The 21,571-nt window shown below is 60.7% G+C and carries 18 protein-coding genes and 2 tRNA genes; 11 read left to right on the forward strand and 9 right to left on the reverse strand.

Translation table 11 applies throughout. The features are described 5' to 3' along the window. Positions 1-68 precede the first annotated feature (68 nt). Entirely contained in the window at positions 69-1,637 is a 1,569-nt protein-coding gene (locus tag GKZ68_RS06470) for a methylmalonyl-CoA mutase family protein (protein WP_173112186.1), read from the reverse strand. Beyond that, positions 1,589-1,816, reverse strand: coding sequence for a hypothetical protein (locus GKZ68_RS06475; RefSeq protein ID WP_173112188.1), 228 nt, complete (start codon positions 1,814-1,816; stop codon positions 1,589-1,591). The genes GKZ68_RS06470 and GKZ68_RS06475 overlap by 49 nt, the downstream gene beginning before the upstream one ends. Before the next feature lie 256 nt (positions 1,817-2,072). On the opposite strand from GKZ68_RS06475, the gene GKZ68_RS06480 reads away from it, so the two are divergent. The 3 genes from GKZ68_RS06480 to dnaA all read left to right on the forward strand — a co-directional run bounded on the left by GKZ68_RS06480 (position 2,073) and on the right by dnaA (position 5,533). Beyond that, entirely contained in the window at positions 2,073-2,831 is a 759-nt protein-coding gene (locus GKZ68_RS06480) for a 5'-nucleotidase C-terminal domain-containing protein (RefSeq protein ID WP_173112191.1), read from the forward strand. 272 nt (positions 2,832-3,103) lie between these two features. Continuing rightward, entirely contained in the window at positions 3,104-3,844 is a 741-nt protein-coding gene (locus tag GKZ68_RS06485; protein WP_367949210.1) for a bifunctional UDP-sugar hydrolase/5'-nucleotidase, read from the forward strand. 156 nt (positions 3,845-4,000) lie between these two features. Beyond that, a complete protein-coding gene (gene dnaA / locus GKZ68_RS06490) occupies positions 4,001-5,533 on the forward strand; it encodes a chromosomal replication initiator protein DnaA (RefSeq protein WP_173112194.1) in 1,533 nt (510 codons plus the stop codon). A 24-nt stretch (positions 5,534-5,557) separates the two neighbouring features. Here dnaA and GKZ68_RS06495 read toward each other — a convergent pair whose 3' ends face one another. Further along, a complete protein-coding gene (locus GKZ68_RS06495; RefSeq protein WP_173112197.1) occupies positions 5,558-6,787 on the reverse strand; it encodes an HD domain-containing protein in 1,230 nt (409 codons plus the stop codon). 225 nt (positions 6,788-7,012) lie between these two features. Here GKZ68_RS06495 and GKZ68_RS06500 point away from each other — a divergent pair, with 225 nt between their 5' ends. The 3 genes from GKZ68_RS06500 (at position 7,013) to GKZ68_RS06510 (ending at position 9,935) form a co-directional block, all read left to right on the forward strand. Continuing rightward, a complete protein-coding gene (locus GKZ68_RS06500) occupies positions 7,013-8,581 on the forward strand; it encodes a PglZ domain-containing protein (RefSeq protein WP_173118246.1) in 1,569 nt (522 codons plus the stop codon). Positions 8,582-8,719: 138 nt separating this feature from the next. After that, positions 8,720-9,583 (forward strand): putative sensor domain DACNV-containing protein, encoded by an 864-nt coding sequence (locus tag GKZ68_RS06505; protein ID WP_173112200.1) that lies wholly within the window; start codon positions 8,720-8,722, stop codon positions 9,581-9,583. Positions 9,584-9,593: 10 nt separating this feature from the next. Next, complete coding sequence (locus GKZ68_RS06510; protein ID WP_173112203.1) at positions 9,594-9,935, forward strand: diadenylate cyclase; 342 nt, start codon at positions 9,594-9,596, stop codon at positions 9,933-9,935. A 14-nt stretch (positions 9,936-9,949) separates the two neighbouring features. On the opposite strand, the gene GKZ68_RS06515 is transcribed toward GKZ68_RS06510, so the two are convergent. Further along, positions 9,950-11,215 (reverse strand): asparagine synthetase B, encoded by a 1,266-nt coding sequence (locus GKZ68_RS06515; RefSeq protein ID WP_173112206.1) that lies wholly within the window; start codon positions 11,213-11,215, stop codon positions 9,950-9,952. 147 nt (positions 11,216-11,362) lie between these two features. Between GKZ68_RS06515 and GKZ68_RS06520 the strand changes: the two genes are divergently transcribed. The 3 genes from GKZ68_RS06520 to GKZ68_RS06530 all read left to right on the forward strand — a co-directional run bounded on the left by GKZ68_RS06520 (position 11,363) and on the right by GKZ68_RS06530 (position 14,264). Beyond that, positions 11,363-12,613, forward strand: coding sequence for an ABC transporter permease (locus GKZ68_RS06520; protein ID WP_173112209.1), 1,251 nt, complete (start codon positions 11,363-11,365; stop codon positions 12,611-12,613). 42 nt (positions 12,614-12,655) lie between these two features. Continuing rightward, positions 12,656-13,603, forward strand: coding sequence for a polyketide cyclase (locus GKZ68_RS06525; RefSeq protein ID WP_173112212.1), 948 nt, complete (start codon positions 12,656-12,658; stop codon positions 13,601-13,603). Positions 13,604-13,667: 64 nt separating this feature from the next. Beyond that, positions 13,668-14,264, forward strand: a complete 597-nt coding sequence (locus GKZ68_RS06530; RefSeq protein ID WP_173112215.1) for a helix-turn-helix transcriptional regulator — start codon at positions 13,668-13,670, stop codon at positions 14,262-14,264. A 182-nt stretch (positions 14,265-14,446) separates the two neighbouring features. Here the strand turns inward: GKZ68_RS06530 and mtaB are convergent, their stop codons facing one another. Further along, on the reverse strand, positions 14,447-15,784 hold the full coding sequence (gene mtaB, locus GKZ68_RS06535) for a tRNA (N(6)-L-threonylcarbamoyladenosine(37)-C(2))-methylthiotransferase MtaB (RefSeq protein WP_173112218.1): 1,338 nt from the start codon (positions 15,782-15,784) through the stop codon (positions 14,447-14,449). Positions 15,785-15,814: 30 nt separating this feature from the next. Beyond that, positions 15,815-17,017, reverse strand: coding sequence for a glycosyltransferase family 9 protein (locus GKZ68_RS06540; RefSeq protein WP_173112221.1), 1,203 nt, complete (start codon positions 17,015-17,017; stop codon positions 15,815-15,817). A 310-nt stretch (positions 17,018-17,327) separates the two neighbouring features. Between GKZ68_RS06540 and GKZ68_RS06545 the strand changes: the two genes are divergently transcribed. Beyond that, complete coding sequence (locus GKZ68_RS06545) at positions 17,328-19,514, forward strand: glutamine synthetase III (RefSeq protein ID WP_173112224.1); 2,187 nt, start codon at positions 17,328-17,330, stop codon at positions 19,512-19,514. Positions 19,515-19,832: 318 nt separating this feature from the next. Next, a complete protein-coding gene (locus GKZ68_RS06550) occupies positions 19,833-20,402 on the forward strand; it encodes an N-acetyltransferase (RefSeq protein ID WP_173112227.1) in 570 nt (189 codons plus the stop codon). Positions 20,403-20,609: 207 nt separating this feature from the next. Here GKZ68_RS06550 and GKZ68_RS06555 read toward each other — a convergent pair whose 3' ends face one another. The 3 genes from GKZ68_RS06555 to GKZ68_RS06565 form a co-directional block, all read right to left on the reverse strand. Further along, positions 20,610-20,840, reverse strand: coding sequence for a hypothetical protein (locus GKZ68_RS06555; RefSeq protein WP_173112230.1), 231 nt, complete (start codon positions 20,838-20,840; stop codon positions 20,610-20,612). A 296-nt stretch (positions 20,841-21,136) separates the two neighbouring features. Further along, positions 21,137-21,210 (reverse strand) — tRNA-Asp (locus GKZ68_RS06560). Between the two features lie 180 nt (positions 21,211-21,390). Further along, positions 21,391-21,464, reverse strand: a tRNA-Asp gene (locus GKZ68_RS06565). Positions 21,465-21,571: the final 107 nt, after the last annotated feature.

The raw sequence follows: 21,571 nt of genomic DNA on the forward strand, positions 1-21,571 counted from the left end.
CCTCTGCGGGCTAAAACCGTCACAACGACATTAGGGCGCAGAGGAGTACGCAGAAGGCGCAGCTTGTTCTAGCGCCCTTGCAGGCGCGCTAATACTTCTTCCGTGCGGTGGCCCTCCACCACAAATTCCTTGAACCCGAACACCCGCACGGCCTCCAGCAGGGTAGCCAGGTCGGAGGTGATGAGTGAAGGGATATCGAAGGTGTGACCCACGGGTACCTGCTGCACCACCCGCGCCAGATGGTCGAACTGCGCGGGCGTGGCGTACATAAGGGTGGCTTCCTCAGGCTTTGAAAACAGCACCGAGTAGGAGTCAGGCGCTAAGTCGAGGCGGGGCGGGGTGGCCGTGCGCTCGCTCGGGTGCAGCAGGTGCCAGAAGGCTTCGGCGATTTCCTCGTTCACGCGGGCATTGCCGAGTAGCACCAGCGTGGCCTGCTTGTCCTGGTTGGCGCGGCGCTCGAAGTGCAGGGCGGTGGCCAGCCGCAGCACCTCGCTAGGGTAGGTGGCGCGGGTGGTGTCGAAGTCGCGCGAGCGCAGCAGCTGCTTGGGCTGAAAATCGAATTTTTCCTGGGGATTCTGGAAGCGGTTGGTGCCCACCACCACATCTTGGCCGGTGGCGATGCGCTTGAATTTTTCGAGGCCCGACTGGCTCACGGCTTCCAGGGCGCGGCTGCGGGCGTGCGCCATGCCGCCCTGGGCTTCGAGGGCCTGAAACTCGGCCCAGGCGGCGCGGGCCAGCTCATCAGTCAGGGTTTCAATAAAATAGGAGCCGGCCGCCGGGTCGGCCACCCAGTCGAGGTGAGCTTCCTCTTGCAGAATAACGGGCAGGTTGCGGGCTAGCCGGGCGCTAAACTCATTGGGTGCCTGGTAGAGGCAGTCGAACGCCGCTACCTGAATAGAGTCGGCCCCGCCGAGCACGGCGCTCATGGCCTCGGTGGTGTGGCGCAGCAGGTTGGTGTGCGGGTCGAGAGTCGTTTGCGTCCAGGTAGAGGTGGCCGCGTGAATGGCTAGCGTGGCCGCCCCCGCCGCCGGCAGCCCGAAGGCGTGCAGCAGCGTGGCCCACAGCCGCCGGGCGGCCCGCAGCCGGGCTATTTCGGGAAAGTAGCTGGGGCTAATAGCAAAATCGAGGTGCAGCGCCCGCGCCACCTCGGCCGTAGTGAGGCCGCTAGCCTCATCGGGCAGCACCTCTAGCATGGCGGCGGCCGTGCTCAGGCTGAAAGCCAGCTGCTGGGTGAGCGTAGCCCCGCGGTTGCCAAAGTACATGCCATTGACCGCCAAGGTAGTAAACGCAGGCCACCCGCGCGCCAGCTCCAGGCAGCGCCGCAGGGTGGTCCGAAATGGCAGCAGCTCGGCGCCTTCGGGCAGGGTGGTGGGCGTGTAGCGCAGGTAGCCTTGCAGCGGCTGGCCGTTGCCGGCGGTGCGCAGCCTTTCCAGCAGGGCATCCGGGCTTTGCGACACCGTGTAGCCTAGCCAGGTAGTAGCCAGCGGCAGGCGCTCGGCCAGTTCGCCCACGGCAAAGCTGGCCGAGTCGCCCTGGAAGTGAAAATGCAGGCCCGCGGCCCCGCGCGCCAGCGCATCGGCGCCCTGCTCTATCTGGAGGCGGCCGTCGGTACCAGCGGGCACGGCCAGCGCCACCACGTTGCGGCAGGGCGCGGGGCGCGGCGGCAGGGGGCGGGCGGCCCACCCAGGGCGGCCAGGGCCTCGTGGTGGTAAAAGGGCTCAGCCACCAAGCCGTCGGGCAGCGTCCAGCGCAGGCTGGCCGGGTCGGCGCCTTTTAGCTCGCGGGCTAGCTGCGCCTGCCACTGCGCGGTGCTCACGGGCGCAAACTCGGAAAAAGAAACGGGCGGGGTGGGGGGAGGGAAGAGTCAGTCATACTTTTTCAGCTAGGCGCCGTGGTGGCGTAGCCAGCCCACGCGGCCCGCAAGATACCGCCCCGGCAGGCATGGGGCCGGAGTGTTGGCCGGGGTAAAGGCGCGGGCAGCTGCACCTACTGCTTACTTTTGTGGTTCCCGCTGGTTTCCGCCGGGCTGCCTGCTGTTCCAGTGCTTTGCTCCTTTACCTGTTACGAATCTGATGCGCTTCGTTCGTCCCGTTGCGGCTAGCCTGCTCGCGCTGGCCCTGGCCACCGGCTGCCAGCGCGGCCCGCTGCTGGCTACGGCGCGCCTGCCCGCCGCCACCAGCCAGCCCGTGGGCGGCACCATCGTGCCCGATGCCGGCGCGGCCGACTACATCAAGCCCTATCACGATAAGGTGGTAAGCGAGATGCAGCAGGTTATTGGCCAAGCCCCGGTGGCGCTCGGCAAAAACCCCGGCGAAAATCCCATTGTCAATTTCGTGGCCGACTTGCAGCGCACCGCCGCCAGCCAGTATTTCAAGGGCGAGCCCATCGAGCTGGGCGTGATGACCAACGGCGGCATGCGCAATGCGCTACCGGCCGGGCCCGTCACGCTGGGCAACGTGTTCGAGCTCATGCCTTTCGAGAATGAGCTCCTGGTGCTCGACGCGCCCGGCCCCGTGGTGCAGCAATTATTCGACTACGCGGCGCCCCTCGGCATGGCCGTGTCGGGCGCCGTCTACACCGTAGGCCCCGATAAAAAGCCCCAGCAGATTCTTGTCGGCGGCCAGCCCTTCGACCCGGCCAAGACTTACCGCATCGCCATTTCCGACTACCTGGCCGGCGGCGGCGACCACATGGAGTTTCTCAAGGCGGCCAAGCTGCGCCACACCGGGCTGCTGCTGCGCACCGTCATCATCGACCACATCAAGGGCCTTACTGCCGCCGGCCAGCCCGTCACGGCTAGGGTCGAGGGCCGGGTGAAGCCCGCTAATTAATCAGTGAACAAGTATCAGTGAGCAGTGAACAGTCATTGATATGTTGTTTGTCTACCATCTGTTCATTGCTAACTGCTCACTAATACTATGCAGCGCCGCGATTTTCTCCAGAAATCTCTAGTTGGCACGGCCGGCCTCAGCCTGCTCGGCCCTAGCCTCGTGGCTAATGCCGCCGGCAGCTCGTCGCGGCTCGTTATTCTGCACACCAACGACATGCACTCGCGCATCGAGCCCTTTCCCGACAATGCCCCGCAGTGGGCCGGGCTAGGGGCATGGCACGGCGCGAGGCCCTCATCGACAGCGTGCGCCGCCAGGAGCCCAACGTGCTGCTGCTCGACTCGGGCGATATCTGGCAGGGCACGCCCTATTTCAACTTCTTTCTGGGCGAGCTGGAATACAAGCTGATGAGCCGCATGAAGTACGACGCCAGCACCTTCGGCAACCACGACTTCGACAACGGCCTCGAAGGCTTGCAGAAGCAGTTGCCCAACGCTGGCTTCCCATTTCTCATCGCCAACTACGATTTCAGCGGCACCCCGCTGGCCGGCCGCTTCGCGCCCTACAAGGTTTTTGCAAAAGCCGGCGCCCGCATCGGCGTCTTTGGGCTGGGTATCGAATTAAAAGGGCTCGTGGCCGATAAAAATTTTGGCACTACCCAGTACCTCGACCCCGTGACCGTGGCCCGGGCCCAGGTGCAGCAGCTGCGCGAGCGCGAACATTGCGATATGGTTATCTGCCTCTCGCACCTCGGCTATAAGTATGAAAGCGAGAAGCTTGACGACCGCAAGCTAGCCGCCCAGGTCGGCGGCATCGACCTGATTTTAGGGGGGCACACCCATACCTTCATGCCCGCTCCCGAGCCCATTACCGGCCCCCAGGGCCACGTTACGCTGATAAACCAAGTGGGCTGGTCGGGCATTAACCTGGGCCGTATCGACTATGATATGCGCCGTGGTGCTCAGCCCGTACGGGCCACCGGGGCCCTGGTGCTGCCCGTTCGCGCTACCTGCTAGCGGCTTCATAAAAGCAAGCATTTGCGGGCTTTTTTGTCTGCTGGTTTATGCGCAAATTTGTCCCCCCCAAGTCGGGCCGGTTAAATTATCGGCTCAACTTGGAGGGCTTTTTTTTCGTTGCGGGTCCTTCGCCCAAGCTCGTTTTTTTTCACCTCCATGTCGCAGGATTTCCGCACCGTTTGGGCCAGTTGCCTGCGCGTCATCCGCGCCGAGGTGGGGGAGCAGAGCTTTCGGACGTGGTTTGAGCCCATTGCGCCGGTCGAGCTGCAAGGCAAGGTGCTCACCATCCAGGTCCCCAGCGTCTATTTTTACGAATTTCTCGAAGAGCACTACGTCGAGGAGCTCAAGCGCGCCATCTACCAGGAGCTGGGCCCCGAAGGCCGCCTCGAATACAGTGTAGTCGTGGACCAGGGCAACGCGCAGGCGCCGCCCAAGGCCATGCACCTGCCGCCCGCCCGCAAGGCCGCGCCCAGCGCCCCGGCGCCCGAGCGCAGCGCCGGCCCCAACTACGGCACGGCGCCCGGCGGCATCCAGCCCGCGCGCCCGGTAGCTCCGGCCCGCCACCTGGTGCCCGGCGGCAACACCGCCACGGCGGCCCAGGTGGCTGCCACTACCCTGCGCAACCCCTTCGAGGCTGTTAAAACGATGGACCGCAACATCGTGCCCTCGCAGCTCAACACCACGTATACCTTTGATAACTACGTCGAAGGCGACTGCAACCGGCTAGCCCGCTCGGCCGGCCTGGCGGTGGCCAACAAGCCCGGCACCACTGCCTTTAACCCGCTCATGGTGTACGGCGGCGTGGGCTTGGGCAAAACGCACCTCGTGCAAGCCATCGGCAACCACATCAAGGCCACGAACACGGAGAAATTCGTGCTCTACGTGTCGGCCGAGAAGTTTACCAACCAGTTTATCGAAAGCCTGCAGCGCAACGCCGTGCAGGACTTCGCCAACTTCTACCTGCTCGTCGATGTGCTCATCCTCGACGACGTGCAGTTTCTGGCCAACAAGGGCAAAACCCAGGAGATGTTCTTCCACATCTTCAACCACTTGCACCAGGGCGGCCGTCAGATTGTGATGACCAGCGACCGCCCCCCGCGCGAGCTCAGCGGCCTCGAAGACCGCCTGCTCTCGCGCTTCAAGTGGGGCCTCACCGCCGACGTGCAAAGCCCCGACTTCGAGACGCGCATCGCCATCATCCAGAACAAGGCCCAGCAGGACGGCATGGAAATCGCGCCGCAGGTAGTGGAGTACCTGGCGCATTCGGTGCCCACCAACGTGCGCGAGCTCGAAGGCGTGCTCACCACCCTGCTAGCCCAGAGCGTACTCACGCGCCGCGACATCGACTTGGAGATGGCCAAAGGCGCCCTGCGCCACATCATTGAGGAAGTGGAAGCCGAAGTCAACGTGGACTTCATCCAGAAAACGGTGGCTGACTTTTTCAACGTGCCAGTGGCGCTGCTGAAGGAGAAAACTCGTAAGAAAGAGATAGTTACGGCCCGGCAGGTGGCCATGTATTTCACCAAGGAGCACACCAACCACTCGCTCAAAACCATCGGCTACCACTTCGGCGGCCGCGACCACGCTACCGTTATCCACTCGGTCCAAACGGTATCGGATTTGATTGATTCCGACAAAAAATTCAAGGACCAGATAGCCGAGCTGCGCAAGAAGTTCGTGCAGAAATAAATAGCGCGGACTACAAAGTTCGCCCTACAAAATCTCCTTCGGGTAGCAGATGTAATACTTCTGCACTTTCTGGCTAAGCGCCCGAATATTAGGCAAATCGGAGGCTTCCACCACGTTCACCACCTTGCCGAGCTTGGTGAGGATATTGATGGTTTCGTTGCTGGACGGGTCGTAGGCGGTATTGCTGAGGCGGCCGGTTATCATGAGCTGGCTAGCCTCCTCGGGGCGCAGACTGAAGTGCTCGGCAATCAGCTCCACGATGCCGAGCTGAAACTCTTCATCGTGGGGTTCGGGACTAACGACAATTTTAAATAACTGGCGGTTTATCAGACTCTTGGCCAGGAAGCTCAGCACCTTGTCGGGGTAGCTTTTCCAGCCCTTGATGGCCGCCCACACGTCGGTATCGTCCAACTCCACGAAATGATTGAGAATAGCAGAATTGGTTTCAAACTCGGCTAGGGTCACGGCGCGACCCAGGAAGAACGTGAGGCAGCTGCTGCCGGGCACGGCCACGCCGGCGCGGGCCAGGTCGCGGGCCCGCTGCATGGTGCGAATAACCATCTGCTCGGCACTCGTAACGGTCTTGTGCAGATACACTTGCCAGTACATCAGGCGGCGGCTCACCAGAAAGTTCTCGACCGAGTACACGGCTTTTTCTTCCAGCACCAGGCGCTCATCCACCACTTGCAGCATCTTGATGAGGCGGTCGGCGCCCGGCCGGCCTTCGGCCACGCCGGTGTAGAACGAGTCGCGGTTGAGGTAGTCAAGCCGGTCCATATCCAACTGGGAGCTCACGAGCTGGTGAAAAAACTCGCGCCCGTAGCTGCCCTGAAACATCTCGATGGCTAGCCTCAGCCGGCCGCCAAACTGCTTATTCAGCCGCTCCATCAGGTACAGCGACAGCTGCTCGTGGGGCACATCCTGGAAGATGCTGGTTTCCAGGGCGTGCGAGAGGGGGCCGTGGCCGATGTCGTGCAGCAGGATGGCAATTTGGGCCGCCTCGCCCTCGGCCGCCGAAATTTTTACGCCCTTGTCCTTGAGCGTGCGCAGGGCCAGCTGCATGAGGTGCATGGCCCCCAGCGCGTGGTGAAAGCGCGTGTGCAACGCCCCCGGATACACGAAGTTAGTGAGCCCGAGCTGCTGAATGCGCCGCAGCCGCTGAAAGTAGGGGTGCTCGATGAGGTCGAACAGCAGCTCGGTGGGCACCGTGACGAACCCGTATACGGGGTCGTTGAAAATCTTCTTTTTATTCATCGCAGGCGGGGCGCGGCCCGGCGAGCGGGCTAGGGGGCGTTGGCCGGGATTTGGGGCCGGTTGGCCGACTAAGCTGCGGGTAGCAGGAACCCAAACCCCGGTTTTCCGGTAAAGCTACGGACGGCCTGCCTTCACCCCACCGATACTACGGGCGGGCTAGCCACCGTTAGAACCGCTACCGCAACCTTTTTTTTGATGCGCGAACCCACCTTCGCGCCCCTGCTTATGCAACGATACTCCATTCTCTGGGCCGACGACGAAATTGACCTGCTCAAGCCGCACATTCTGTTTCTCAAGGAGAAGGGCTACGATGTAACCGGTGTTAACTCCGGCGCCGATGCCCTGGAAGAGGTGCAGGAAAACACTTACGACCTGGTTTTTCTCGATGAAAATATGCCGGGCCTCACCGGCCTCGAAACACTCAACGAAATCAAGGTGGTGCGCCCCACGGTGCCCGTCGTGATGATTACCAAGAGCGAGGAAGAACACATTATGGAAGGCGCTATCGGGGCCAAAATTGCCGATTACCTCATCAAGCCCGTCAACCCGAACCAGATTCTGCTGTCGGTGAAAAAGGTGCTGGATAACAAGCGCCTGGTGACGGAAGCTACCAATTCGGGCTACCAGCGTGACTTCCGCCAGCTCGGCATGCAGCTCTCCGACCGCCTCTCGCCCTCGGAGTGGGTGGATGTGTACAAGAAGCTGACGTATTGGGAGTTGGAAATCAACGAAACCGAGGGCAAAAGCATGGCCGAGGTCTTCAACATGCAGAAGGACGAGGCCAATACGTATTTCGGCCGTTTCATTATTGAGAACTACGAGGACTGGGTAAACGGCCGCGACAAAGACGCGCCGCTCATGTCGCACCAGCTCTTCAAGGAAAAAGTATTCCCGCTGATGAAGCAGACCGGCGACACGCCGGTGTACTTTGTGCTCATCGACAACCTGCGCTACGACCAGTGGAAAGTGCTCGAACCCATTATTGCCGAGCTGTTTACGGTTGATTCGGAGGAACTATATTACAGCATTCTGCCCACTACTACGGCTTACGCCCGCAACGCCATTTTTGCGGGTATGATGCCGGGTGAAGTCCAGAAAAAATACCCCAACCTGTGGGTGTGGGACGAGGACGAAGAAGGCAAGAACCTGCACGAGGCCGAGTTCATGGAAATCAATTTCCAGCGCAACAACCAGAAGGCCAAGCACAGCTACCACAAGGTAACTAACCTGCAGGCGGGCAAGGACTTGCTGGGCAAGATGAGCAACCTGCATAACAACTACAAGCTCAACGTCATCGTCTACAACTTCGTGGATATGCTCTCGCACGCCCGCACCGACATGGCGATGATACGGGAGCTAGCCGCCGACGAAAGCGCCTACCGCAGCCTCACGCGCTCGTGGTTTTTGCACTCGCCGCTCTACGAAATGCTGCAAACCATCTCGGAGAAAAAGGGCAAGCTTATCATTACGACCGACCACGGTACCATCCGCGTGAAACGGCCGTATAAGATTGTGGGCGACCGCAATACGAATACCAACTTGCGCTACAAGCACGGCCGCAACCTGGGCTTCGACGAGAGCCGCGACATCTACGTGGTGCGCAAGCCGGAGAGCATTTTCCTGCCCCGCGAAAACGTGAGCACGGCCTACGTTTTCACGCTCGGCGACTATTTCTTCGCTTATCCCAACAACTATAATTACTACGTGAATTATTACAAGGACACGTTCCAGCACGGCGGCGTGTCGTTGGAGGAGTGCATTATCCCGTATATTACGCTGACAGCGAAGGGATAAGGTTCATAATAATTGCCTGGAAAAAACGTCATTCCGAGTCTGCGCGGAATCTCACTACCCCGCTTGGCTAATTCTGGCGGTGTGAATGAGATTCCTCACGGACGCGGAATGATATTTTTTCGTAAGCTGGTAATTCGCATGACATCTACCCATTATTACCCTAGCGACCTGGCCGCCGCCCTGCACCAGCGCTGGCCTGCCGAAGCGCTGCCATTGCCCGCCACCGACGTGCTTACGCAGCTCATTTCGGCGCTTTACCAGGCTAGCCTGCTGTTTGAGGAGGGCCGGGCGGTGGAGTGCCACGTGGTGTGGGCTACCCAGGCGCAGCTGGAAGCGCAGCCCGTGACGCTGCTGGATTTTCACCTCGCCCGCTTTGCCGCGCCCCGCGCCTGGAACGAGCAGGAACTGCGGCGGCTGAGCCCCGCCGTGCAGCACCCGAGCAGCCTGCTGACCGTAGAGCAAGCCCCTGGCGGGCAGTTGCAGGTGTGGGGTATGCTATTTAGCGAGCACGAGTGGGACCAGGTACTCGATAGTCCGGGCCGGGTGCAGCTAGCGGCACCCCAGGCGCTGCTGGTGCAAGTAAGCGGGCCGGGCAGCCTAATATTTTATTACGGCGCCCGCCGCGTGCTCACGTTGCAGCGGGGGCGCATTGATGGGCACGGCTTTTTGCAGTTTCCGATGGCCTGGGGCGAAGGGCGATTCGTGGAAAACCACCTGCTGGCGGGGCTGTTGGGCAATGCGCCTTTGCCGGCCGCCCAGGAGGAGCTGATGGTGCAGCTCGTGCTGCACATGCAGCGCCGGGCCCTCACCCGCTTGCGGGCCAGCGGCCACGGGGGGCTGGTGGTGCTGGTGCCCACCGACCGGGTAGCCGCCCTTACTGCGCCGGGCGGCGTGCTGCGCCCCAAGTACCGGCTGGTGCCCGCCGGCGCTGGCCCGCGCTACCGGGCCGTGGTGCAGGCGCTGGTGCGGCGGCTGGGACTACTTCCAAAATTCGCCCGATGAAGAACTGCGCGTGCTCACGACCCAAATCGACCACTTTTCCGATTATATCGCGGGCATGACGGCCGTCGATGGCGCTTTGGTGCTCACCCAGCAAATTGATATTGTGGGTTTTGGGGTCGAGATTCAGGCTACCCAGGTGCCGCTCAGCTCCGTGTACCGGGCCCTGAACGTGGAAGGCACCAGCTTTCAAGCGGTGCCCGCCGACCACGGCGGCACCCGCCACCGGGCCGCCTACCGCCTGTGCCTGGCGGCGCCCGAGTGCCTGGCCATTGTGGTGTCGCAGGATGGCAACGTGCAGTTTGTGCACAACCAGGATGGCCAAGTGGTGTTCTGGGACCAGTTGTCGTTTTAAGCGCAACCTCGCGCTTAGGTCTTCTGCTTCTTCTTCTTGGCCGCCGGGAAGAGCACGTTGTTCAGAATCAGGCGGTAGCCGGGCGAGTTGGGGTGCAGCGAGAGGTCGGTGGGCTCTTCGCCCACCAGGTGCTGGTAGTCCTCGGGGTCGTGGCCGCCGTAGAAAGTCCAGGTTCCTTTGCCCAGGGTGCCGTGCATGTAGCGCACCTCGCCGTCCTGCTTGGTTTCGCCCATAATGATAACATCGGGCTTGATGAGGCTTTTGCGAAACGCCGTGGTCTGGCCCATGAAGCCGTGGATGGTCTTCTCGTGGTTCTGGGTCAGCATGGTCGGCACCGGGTCGTACTTGGCCGAGAAGGTAAAAAGCTGAAAATAATCGTTTTGCTCGTAGAGGCCGCGCTCATACGGCTGCATGTCGATGTTGGAGTACTCGTACTCCATCGGGTTTGTTTTCAGCTGGAAGTTCTGGAAAGCCAGCGTGCGGTTGAAGTTGAGCTTACTTTGGGCGTTGGGGTCGGCGGGGTCGCCGTCGTACATGCTTTCCACCATATCGACCCCTAGCCCGGCCAGGGCGATGTCGTAGCTGTCGGTGGCCGAGCACATGGCAAACATGAAGCCGCCGCCCGCAATAAACTCCTGCATCTTCACGGCTTCGGCCGCCTTCATCTCGCTCACTTTCTTGAAGTTGTTGCGCTTGGCGGCGGCTTCGGCCTCGCGCTGCTGCTGCTGGTACCAGGGCGCGTAGCGGTAGGCCGAATAAAACTTACCGTACTGGCCCGTAAAATCCTCGTGGTGCAGGTGTAGCCAGTCGTACTTGGGCAGCACGCCCGAGAGCACCTCGTCGTCGTAAATCTTGTCATAGGGAATCTCGGCGTAGGTGAGCACCATCGTCACGGCGTCGTCCCAGGGCTGCTTGCCCTTGGGCGTGTACACCGCGATTTTGGGGACTTTCTCCAGCTTCATCACGTCCATGTTGGCGTTGGGGTCGGCTATCTGCTGCAAAATGCCGGTGTACTGCGCCTCCGAAATGGTCTGGAACGTGATGCCGCGCACGCTTAGCTCGTTTTCCAGGGCCGGCTGCGCCTCGCAGGCAAAGGAGCCACCCCGGTAATTGAGCAGCCAATCAATTTCAATCTGCTTGCTCAACGCCCAGTAACACAGGCCATAAGCTTTGAGATGTTCCTTCTGGGTGTTATCCATCGGGATGAAAATATGGTTGGCGCGGGCCGCCAGGGCCGGGGCCAGCAACGCCAACAACAGGGCAAGACGCTTCAGCAACATACTTTTGAGGACTAAGGGCCTAGCTGCCCAACGGGCCGGCCGCAACCGTAGTTCAAGGTAAGGCGCGGTCGCTGAACTTTGCGGTGCCAGCACCGGCTAGCCGCCCGCATCGGTGAAATCTGCCCAATCTGCCCAATCTGCGATTTTATGAGTTTTCTGGAAAATATCCGCGAGGCGCTGCGCTCCATCTCCGGCAATCTGCTGCGCACCATTCTCACGGCGCTCATCGTGAGCATTGGGCTAATGGCCTTGGTGGGTATTCTCACGGCCATTGACGCCATGCGCCATTCGCTGGGCGATACCTTCGCTAGCCTCGGGGCTAATGCCTTTGAAATCAAGGCCAAAGGCTATAATAACCGCTTTCGGCGCGGCGGCGTGCAGGGCAAGCAGTACCCGCCGCTGAGCTACCTGCAAGCCACGCTTTATAAAAAAGAGCTGACCCGCCGCGAGCCGGGCACGGTGGTAGGCGTGTCGGCCTTCATCAGCGGAGCCACCGAAATCAAGGCCAACGGCCAGAAAACCAACCCCAACATGCAGGTGGTAGCCGGCGACGAAAACTACCTGCGCATCCAGAGCTACGCCCTCACGCAGGGCCGCACCTTCTCGCCGGCCGAGCTAAGCACCGGGGCCAACGTGGCCGTCATCGGCCAGGAAATGAAGGAGAAGCTCTTTCCGCAGGCTAGCCCTGTCGGCAAGTATATCTACGCCCTGGGCAAGCGCTTTCAGGTAGTGGGCCTGCTCGAAAAGAGCGGCAGCACGATGGGCGGCTCGGGCGGGGCCGACCGCCTGCTGCTGGTGCCGCTCGAAACCGGCAACCAGCTACCCCGCACCGGCGCCCTCACCTACGACGTGAAAACGGCCACGCCCACGGCCGGCTCGCTCGCCTTTCTGCAAAGCCAGGCCACCGGCGTGATGCGCGCCGTGCGCAACGACCGCCTGGGCCAGGAAGACTCATTCGACATCGAAAGCCCCGAGTCGCTCACCGGCACGCTCGACTCGCTCACCGGCAAGATGCAGCTAGCCGGCGGCATCATCGCCTTTCTGGCGCTGCTCGGGGCCAGCATCGCGCTCATGAACATCATGCTGGTGTCGGTGACCGAGCGCACCCGCGAAATCGGCATCCGCAAGGCGCTGGGGGCTACCGCGCGGCAGGTGCGGCTGCAGTTTCTGCTCGAAGCCATCGTTATCTGCGTGCTGGGCGGCCTGTTTGGCATTCTGCTAGGGGTGGGCGCCGGCAATGGCGTGGCGGTGCTGGCGGGCAGCAAGACCTTTTTCGTGCCCTGGGGCTGGGTAGGGTTGGGGCTCACCATCTGCGTAACGGTGGGTTTGCTGGCCGGCTCGTATCCGGCCGGCAAAGCCGCCGCGCTCGACCCGATTGATAGCCTGCGCTACGAGTAGCTTATCCGTTTCCTTTTTCCAAGCCTTTGGTAACGCCCGGCCATGAACGAAGTATTACGTGATAAGAGCTTTCGACTGGCCATTGGCCTAACCTTTTTCTTTTTCGGAACCGGAATTATTTTTTTGTTCGGGGGGCTGGCGCAGTATGGGATAGTATTATTCGTACTGTTGCCCATCGTGCTAGGGGTAGCCCTCGGAGCTATGCCAAAAGCAAAATACACGCTGGGGGGTGCCCTGGCCGCCACCCTGCTTACCCTGCTGGCCTCGTTCGTGCCCGGGCTATCGGGCCTGCTCTGCATCGTTATGGTGCTACCCCTTATGGTGCCGCTCATCTTTTTGGGTTACGTCGTCTCGCATTTGGCACGGCGTTATCGGCAGCTGCAGGGCACTAGCAGGCTGCCGGTACTGGTGCTGCCGCTTGGCCTGTTTCTGGTAGCCGCGCCCACCGAAACCTACTTCACCAAAGACGCGACAGCTACCGTGGCCGTCAGAACCGAACAGGTATTTGCCTACTCGCCCCGGCAGGTCTATGAGTGCATCAAAGCCGTGGACACCCTCGATGCCCCGAAGCCGCTACTCATGCACCTCGACCTGCCTATTCCCACCCGGTGCGTGCTGGAAAAAGAAGCGGTTGGCGGGCGGCGCACCTGTTATTTTAAGGGAGGCAACCTAAGCAACCGCGATTTTGGCGGTGGCACCATTACCGAGCAGATAACAGCCCTGAAAAAAGGCAAGGTTCTGGAGATGAAAGTAATAGATTATAATCTGGTCGGCCGTAAATGGCTCGGCTTCCGCGCCGCCAATTACTACTTTGATAGCCTGGGTAGCAATAGCTGCAAGCTCACGCGCATTACCATCTACACCTCGGTTCTTAGGCCGCGTCGGTACTGGCAGCCGCTCGAAGTGCTAGGCATCAGGCAAGAGCACGAATACGTGTTCAACAATCTGGCCCGCGACCTGCGCCGCCGGTATGCGAATGCTAGCCAGTAAGAAGGAAGGAGTTAAGTCGGGAAGCGTTTAGCTTTTACATTTGTGCAACTTACCATTTGTGCAAATGCCTGCTCCTGAGTCCATCGGCCAACGTTTTACCCAGCTCATTCAACAGCTGGGAATGAGTAAAAATGCCTTTGCGCAGTCGCTGGATAAGACAGCCACTGTTATTCAACACCTGGTAGACGAGCGCAACAAGCCCGGCTATGACCTACTGTGTAAGGTGTTCGAAACGTACCCAAATGTGTCGAAAGACTGGCTGCTGCTCGGCCAAGGACCAATGTTGGTGACGGAGAGAGCCCCTGCTGAGCCGGCTAGCCCCGTTGCTACGCCTGCTTCCACGCCCCCGGCCGCCGACTTGTTTGCCCCTCCCCAGCCAGCAATTGCATCAGCCGCTGTGCCCCCCGTAGCAGCCGAAGCGCCGACGCCCACGCCGGTGGCCCCGGCGCCCTCAGCGGCGGCAACCCCCGTAGCGCCGCCGATGCCAGTGGCTAGCCCCGCGCCGACAGCGCCGGCACCCGACCCGGCCTACCTCACGGTTGCGCTCCAAACCCAGTATCTCCAGCACCAGCTAGCCTTGGCCGAGCAGCGCAACCAGCACCTGCTCGAACAGCAAGCTCTCATGCAGCAGCTCGTAGCGGTGCTGCAACGAAATGTCTGAACCGCGGATGCTTCGGATTCAGCGGATTTTAGAGACAATTATTTTTGTGTCATTGGCTAGCCCCCGCCAGTGAAGGCAAATAACCATCCTAAACCAACAAGGCCACCCGTGGGGGTGGCCTTGTTGGTTTAGGATGGCTTCAAAATTCGTGTAATTATTTAATAATTAGCTAAATACGTGATTTAGGCAAACAGACCTACTTCCTCGGCCTCCATCAGTCCTAGCGCATTCACCTGGGTGAGGCGCAGCGGCCGGATTTCGCCCACCAGCAGCGGGTCGTACTTGGCCGCCACGCGGATGTAGTTGGGTGTGTAGCCTTCCACGCGGCCATCGGTCACGTCATCTTCAAACAATACCTCGGTTTCGAGGCCGGTGTGCTGCTCGTAGAAAGCCCGCTTCTTCTTTTCCAACAGGCTGCGCAGCTGGGTGGTGCGCTCGGTGCGCACGCGCTCGGGCACGCGGCCGGGCAGGGTGGGGGCCAGCGTATTAGCCCGCTCCGAGTAGGGGAAAACGTGCAGGTAGCTGATGGGCAGCTCGTTGAGAAACTGGTAGGTTTCCAGAAAGTCGGCCTCCGTTTCGCCCGGAAAGCCTACAATTACATCGACCCCGATGCCGGCGTGCGGCATTAATTCCTTGATGCGGGCCACGCGGTCGGCGTAGAGCGCGCGGCGGTAGCGGCGGCGCATCAGGCCCAAAATCTTATCCGACCCGCTTTGCAGCGGCAGGTGGAAGTGCGGCATAAAGCGCCGCGACGCCGCCACGGTCTGGATAACCTCGTCAGTCAGCAGGTTAGGCTCGCACGAGCTGATGCGGTAGCGGCGCATATTCTCCACCTTCTCTAGTGCCTGCACCAGTTGGGTAAAGTTTTCGCGGCGCTCGCGCTCGGGGCCTTGCAGGCCAAAGTCGCCCAGGTTTACCCCCGTGAGCACTACTTCCTGCACGCCCTGGCCAGCCAGCTTTTCCACGCGCTCGACCACCGAGGCCACGCTACCCGAGCGGCTAGCTCCCCGCGCCAGCGGAATGGTGCAGAATGAGCACGAATAGTCGCAGCCATCCTGCACCTTCAAAAAGGTGCGCGTGCGCTCGCCCAGCGACTGCGCCGGGTGAAACTCGTGCGCCGCGCTGATGGGCGAGGCAAATACCCGACCCGGCCCGGTGGCACCAGCCTCTGGCAATTCCAGCTCGGTTAGAATCTCGGCCAGCCGGAATTTCTCGGCTGCGCCCAGCACGGCGCCCACGCCGGGAATGTTAGCAATTTCCGCGGGCTTGAGCTGGGCGTAGCAGCCCACAATGGCCACGAAGGCCTGCGGATTGTGCTTGAGCGCCTGCTGCACCACGCGCCGACACTTGCGGTCGGCGTGGTCGGTGACGGAGCAGGTATTCACCACGTACACATCGGCGCCCTGCTCAAACTCGACGCGGCGCACGCCGCGCTCCTCAAACTGCCGGCCCAGAGCCGACGATTCGGAGAAATTGAGCTTGCAGCCCAGCGTATAAAAAGCAACGGTTTGGGGAGTCATGAGCCTGCAAAGATACGGCTGCTCCGGCGCCTAGCGCGCAGCAGGGCCTACCAGCTCGACAACTGCCGCCAGCACCCGCGCCGGTGCAATCTGGCTGATGTCGGGGTCCTGCGCGGGCGGGCTGAAATCACCGTGCGCAAACCGCGCCTCCTGGCTGGGCGGAAACAAGCACTGGCACGGCGCCCGCAAAAGAGCCGGCGGATAAGGAAAAAACTTGCCGTAGTTCTCGCCCATCAGCAGCACCAAGCAGGGCGTGCCGGCCTGCGCCGCTAGGTGGGCGGCCACGGTGTCATTACTAACGAGCAGGCTAGCCCCCGCCACCAGCGCCGCCAAGCCCGGCAGGTCGGTCTGCCCGCAGCAGTTTTCCAGGGGTACCGTTGGCCCGGCCGCCTGCTGAATCTGCCGGGCCAGGTGGCCATCGGCGGGGCTGCCGGCCACTACTAGTCTATACTGAGGGCCATAGTGCTGCTGCAGGCGCTTGGCTAGCTGCGCAAAACGCCCGGTGGGCCAGCGCTTTTGCCGGGCGCTGGCCCCCGGAAAAAGCACGATATACGGCCCCGCCGCCTGCATGGCTGCCGCCGCGCTGGCCACGGAAGCAGGCAAGCCTAGCGGCGCTTCAGCGACGGGCGTAGTGCCGGCCCCTAGCCAGTGCTCGAAAAACTCGCGGTTGCGGTCGTACTCAAACAGTACCGCGGGGGTGCTGGGCAGCAGCCGGGTGTAGCCCGCGTCGAGCGCGGCAAACCACGGCCCCTTGTGGTGCTCACCCTGGCAAGCCACCCGCACCGGCGCCTGCAGGAAGCGAATAAAGTTTTCGGCCGTTGCCTCGCGCACATGCACCGGATAAATGACTTCGCCCGCACCGAGCGCGCCAACCGCCCGCACTGTTTCGGCCCGATAAGCCAGGTCGGTAGTAAAGCGCTTAAAATCAACGGCGAGTACTTCCGCAAATAAGTCGGCATCCCAGGCGCGGGCCAGCGGCGCCCACAGCGCATGGGCCACCAGCGTGAGGCGCTGGCCCCGGCGGTGCGCCTCGGCGCTCAGGCGGCGCAGCCAGGGCCGATATAATAGGTAGTCGCCAATGGAGTCGTTGCGCACTACCAATACGTGGCTGGCATCGGGCGGCGCCTGGCTGGCGAGGGCCGCCGCATCAAGGCGGCTCAACTGATGCAGGTGGCGCTGCTGCCGACGCTGGCGGCGAAACTGGCGAAAGCGGGCGAGCAAAGTGCCAAGCATGGCCGCAAAGTTACGGGCTACGCCAAATTGCACTCGTCGCCTGAGTTAGGGTAATAAATTCAGGCTGCTGGTTGCCAAATAGTAGCCGCCAGCTATTTCAATTGTGCTTGCCGACTAGTGCTTAGATGCTTAGTACTTTAGGTGCGTAATCGGCGAAAACCGGTAAAAATCCTGACTGGCAATTTTACCCCTTTAGCCGATTAATTAGGGCTATTTACCCAGGAAATCTGCAAACTGAAGGGGGCAGCTGCGGAAAATCATCCGCTCCTCCGTATTTTTGCCTTGAAATCAGATACCCATCCTCAATTTCATGGCCATTCTCCGCTTTAAAGCTCTCGAACTCGTTGACCAGCGCCAGGCGCTGACTGTAAAGCCCTTCGCGGCCCGCCGGTCCGACTCGTTTGGGCAAAATGTATTTAATCTCGAGGCAATGCGGGCGAATATGCCCGGCGAGTATTTCAAAAAGCTGCAAGCGGCCATCAAGCACGGCACGCCCGTTGAGCGCAACGTAGCCGACGCCGTGGCTTCGGCCATGAAAACCTGGGCCATGGCTAAGGGGGCTACCCACTACACCCACTGGTTTCAGCCTCTCACCGGCGCCACTGCCGAAAAGCACGACTCGTTTTTCGACCTGAACTCGGACGGCCGGCCGATTGAGAACTTCAAAGGCTCGGCTCTCGTGCAGCAGGAGCCCGATGCGTCGTCATTCCCCAACGGCGGCATCCGCAACACCTTCGAGGCCCGCGGTTACACCGCCTGGGACCCCACTTCGCCCGCGTTCATCATCGAAACGGTAGGCGCCAAGACGCTCTGCATTCCCACAATTTTTGTGGCTTACACCGGCGAAGCCCTCGACTACAAAGCCCCGCTGCTTAAGTCGCTGGCCGTGCTCGAAAAAGCCGCCGTCGACGTGTGCCAGTACTTCGATAAGGACGTGCAGCGCGTGAATACCACGCTCGGCATTGAGCAGGAGTATTTTCTGGTTGACAAGGCGCTCTACGACGCCCGCCCCGACCTCGTGATGACCGGCCGCACGCTCTTCGGCCACGCACCAGCCAAGGGCCAGCAGCTCGAAGACCATTATTTCGGCTCGATTCCGCCCCGCGTGCACGGCTTCATGCTTGAGTTTGAGGAAGAAGCCAACGCGCTCGGCATTCCGCTGCGCACCCGCCACAACGAGGTAGCCCCCAACCAGTACGAGTGCGCCCCCACTTTCGAGGATGCCAACTTGGCCATCGACCACAACCAACTGCTGATGGATGTGATGGAGCGCGTGGCCCTGAAGCACAACTTCAAAGTGCTGCTGCACGAAAAGCCCTTCGCGGGCGTCAACGGCTCGGGCAAGCACAACAACTGGGCAATGAGCACCGACACCGGGGTGAACCTGCTAGCCCCCGGCCGCCGGCCCAAGGAGAACCTCCAGTTCCTGGCCTTCTTTATCACCACGGTAAAGGCCGTGCACCGCTACGCCGACTTGCTGCGCGCCAGCATCGCCTCGGCTAGCAACGACCACCGCCTCGGCGCCAACGAAGCGCCGCCGGCCATCATGTCGGTGTTCCTGGGCTCGATGCTCGACGGCGTGCTCGATGAGCTGGAGCGCACCGCCAAGCTGCCGCTCGACAAAGGCGACAACATTTACCTCAAGCTGGGTATCGATAAGATTCCGGCCATTATCCTCGATAATACCGACCGCAACCGTACTTCGCCGTTCGCCTTCACCGGCAATAAGTTTGAGCTGCGCGCCGTGGGCTCGTCGGCCAACTGCTCATCGGCCATGACCACGCTCAACGCCATCGTGGCCGACCAGCTCATCGATTTCAAAACCGAAGTAGACGAGCTCATCGCCCAGGGCAAGAAGAAGGAAGTCGCCATCGTAGACGTGCTGCGCAGCTACGTAATCTCGTCGAAAGACATCCGTTTTGAAGGCAACGGCTACTCGGATGAGTGGAAGGACGAAGCCGCCCGCCGCGGCCTGGCCAACGTGCCCACTACGCCGCTAGCCCTCGACGCGATGGTGCGCGACAACGCCGCCGAACTGTTTGCCCGCCACGGCATCTTGTCGCACACCGAGCTGCACGCCCGCCACGAAATCCTGCTCGAAGACTATACCAAAAAGATTCAGATTGAGAGCCGCGTGCTCGGCGACCTGGCCGTTAACCACGTCATCCCGACCGCGCTAGCTTACCAGAATAAGCTGGTGCAGAACGTGCGCGGCCTGCGTGAGCTGGGCCTCGACGAAAACAGCGAGGTGACGGTAGAAATGATTAAGTCTATCTCGCGCTACGTGTCGACTATTAAAACGACGGTCGATGCGATGGTAGAAGCCCGCAAAGTGGCCAATAGAGTAGAAGATGCCCGTGAGCGCGCCATCCTGTATTGCGACACGGTAAAGGAAAAATTCGCGGCTATCCGCCGCGCGACCGACAAGCTCGAACTGCTTGTGGCCGATGAGGACTGGCCCTTGGTGAAGTACCGCGAACTTTTGTTCCGGCACTAGCCACTGGGTTGGAGCCACGGACCAGCGCTGGGTGGGAATTCTCGCTGCGTCCGGGTTTGGAAAGGGTCGTGCCGGGTGGCGCGGCCTTTTTTTGTGCCTATGCTTTTCTAACTGGGCTTACCTGCCTTCCCGCTAGTGCTAGAGCGGTTTCGCTTCGACAGGTCAGGCCAGGTCAGAAGCCAATCTGCCCCTAAAATCTGCCCCTACTTTTTTAGGGGCAGCGCTACGCCGCCTGCTTGGGCAGGTGCCGGATAGTCTGGCGGTGGCAGGCGAGTAGCACTTGCTCGTCAATGCCTTAATTTTTTTCCCTAAACCACGATGCAGGACGATATCCTCCCCGCTAAGTCCCAAGCCGCAGACACGCCCAGCCATACCCCGCCGGTTTATACTCCTGGCGCGACCATTCGGCCAGTCGGGCCCGCCGATTTGCCGGCGCTGCTGGCGCTGCTCCAAGCCGTGGGCCTGTTTGACCCGGAGGGGCTGAGAGAAATGCACGCGCTGCTTACCCGTTACGTTGCGGGAGCGGCCGGTCCCGACGACCATTGGCTGGTCGCAGAAAGCGCCACCGAACTGGCCGGCGCTGTCTATTACGCGCCTGAGCGGATGGCGCAGGGCACCTGGAACCTGTATTTTATCGGGGTGCATCCCGACCACCGCCGGCAGGGGCAGGCGATGGCCTTGCTGCAAGTTGTGGAAGCTGCCCTAGCCGCTCGCAACGGACGGCTGCTCTTGATTGAAACCTCGGGCGATGAGGACCAGGAGCCAGCCCGCGCCCTGTACCGCCACGCTGGTTACGAGCAGGAAGCGCGCATCCGCGAGTTCTACGCGGTGGGTACCGACAAAGTCGTGTTTCGCAAAGCCCTTCCAGTTGTCGCTGCCCAGCCGTAGCCCGGGTGCCCAAGGGGGATTTTTACTGCATCTTGTACCGTTTGCAATTTAATAAAAATTATCGATAAATAATATAATAAATTAATATATAAAATACCCCAGAGTAACAATAGCGCAGCTGCCTACTAGCGTTAGAGGCGACTGCGCTATTGTTGCTGGCTGGCAGCAGGTAGATTGTAAAAAAAACACGCCCTAATAGGGGGCTATCTACCTGGCAGTAGTCCGGAAAGATGCAGCCGCTTCCAGGGAATATACAACTTCATCGAGCGTCATGCGACCACGCGTATAGCGGTCAAGCAATTGCTGCTGGTAGGGCTCGATATAATAGGCTATGCCGTTGGTGACGGAAATAATGGCCGTTATTAAGCGCTGGCGGCTTTGCTCCGTAACAAGCGAAGAAACGGGGAGCGGTTGAAGAGCGGGGGTGGGATAGTTCATGCCCTAAAGTTAGGGCATGGCGTGCAGTTCAGCTTCCTTTTTTTCGTCCAATAAACAAAAAAGCCAGGCCAATGCGCTTTTTTGCTTGGCAAACAAGTATTTATGCACTTGGAGCCAGCCGCTATTTAAGGCGGTTTCCAACTCAGGATACAGCTTCTCCGGTGTGGTCGGCTTTTGGCCACCCTGTACACCGCCTTAGAAACGACTCTAGGCCAGGCACCTTTGCAGAAACTTAGCACCGGGTAGCAAAGCAAAAGGCCCTTCCTGGGGGCAGGAGGGGCCTTTTTTAAACGGAGCGGTCTGGACGGGACTCGAACCCGCGACCTCCGCCGTGACAGGGCGGCATTCTAACCAACTGAACTACCAAACCGTTTTGCCTTACCAGAAAACGTCACCGTTTTCCGCTTTGGTGCTGCAAAGGTAAGGAAATAAAATTGGCTTTCACAAGCCGGAGTTGAAAAAAGTACTTAATCGGGCAGCATCATCCCGGCAGTAGCCGGCAAAGCAAAAGGCCCTTCCCGGGAGCAGGAGGGGCCTTTTTTAAACGGAGCGGTCTGGACGGGACTCGAACCCGCGACCTCCGCCGTGACAGGGCGGCATTCTAACCAACTGAACTACCAAACCGTTTTGCCTTACCAGAAAACGTCACCGTTTTCCGCTTTGGTGCTGCAAAGGTAGGGCTAGCCAAAAGCCTCATACAAGCCGAGGGAGCAAAAAAGCGGCTTTTGGCG

It is taken from the genome of Hymenobacter sp. BRD128, from assembly GCF_013256625.1.
In the GTDB taxonomy this organism is placed as follows: Bacteria; Bacteroidota; Bacteroidia; order Cytophagales; family Hymenobacteraceae; genus Hymenobacter.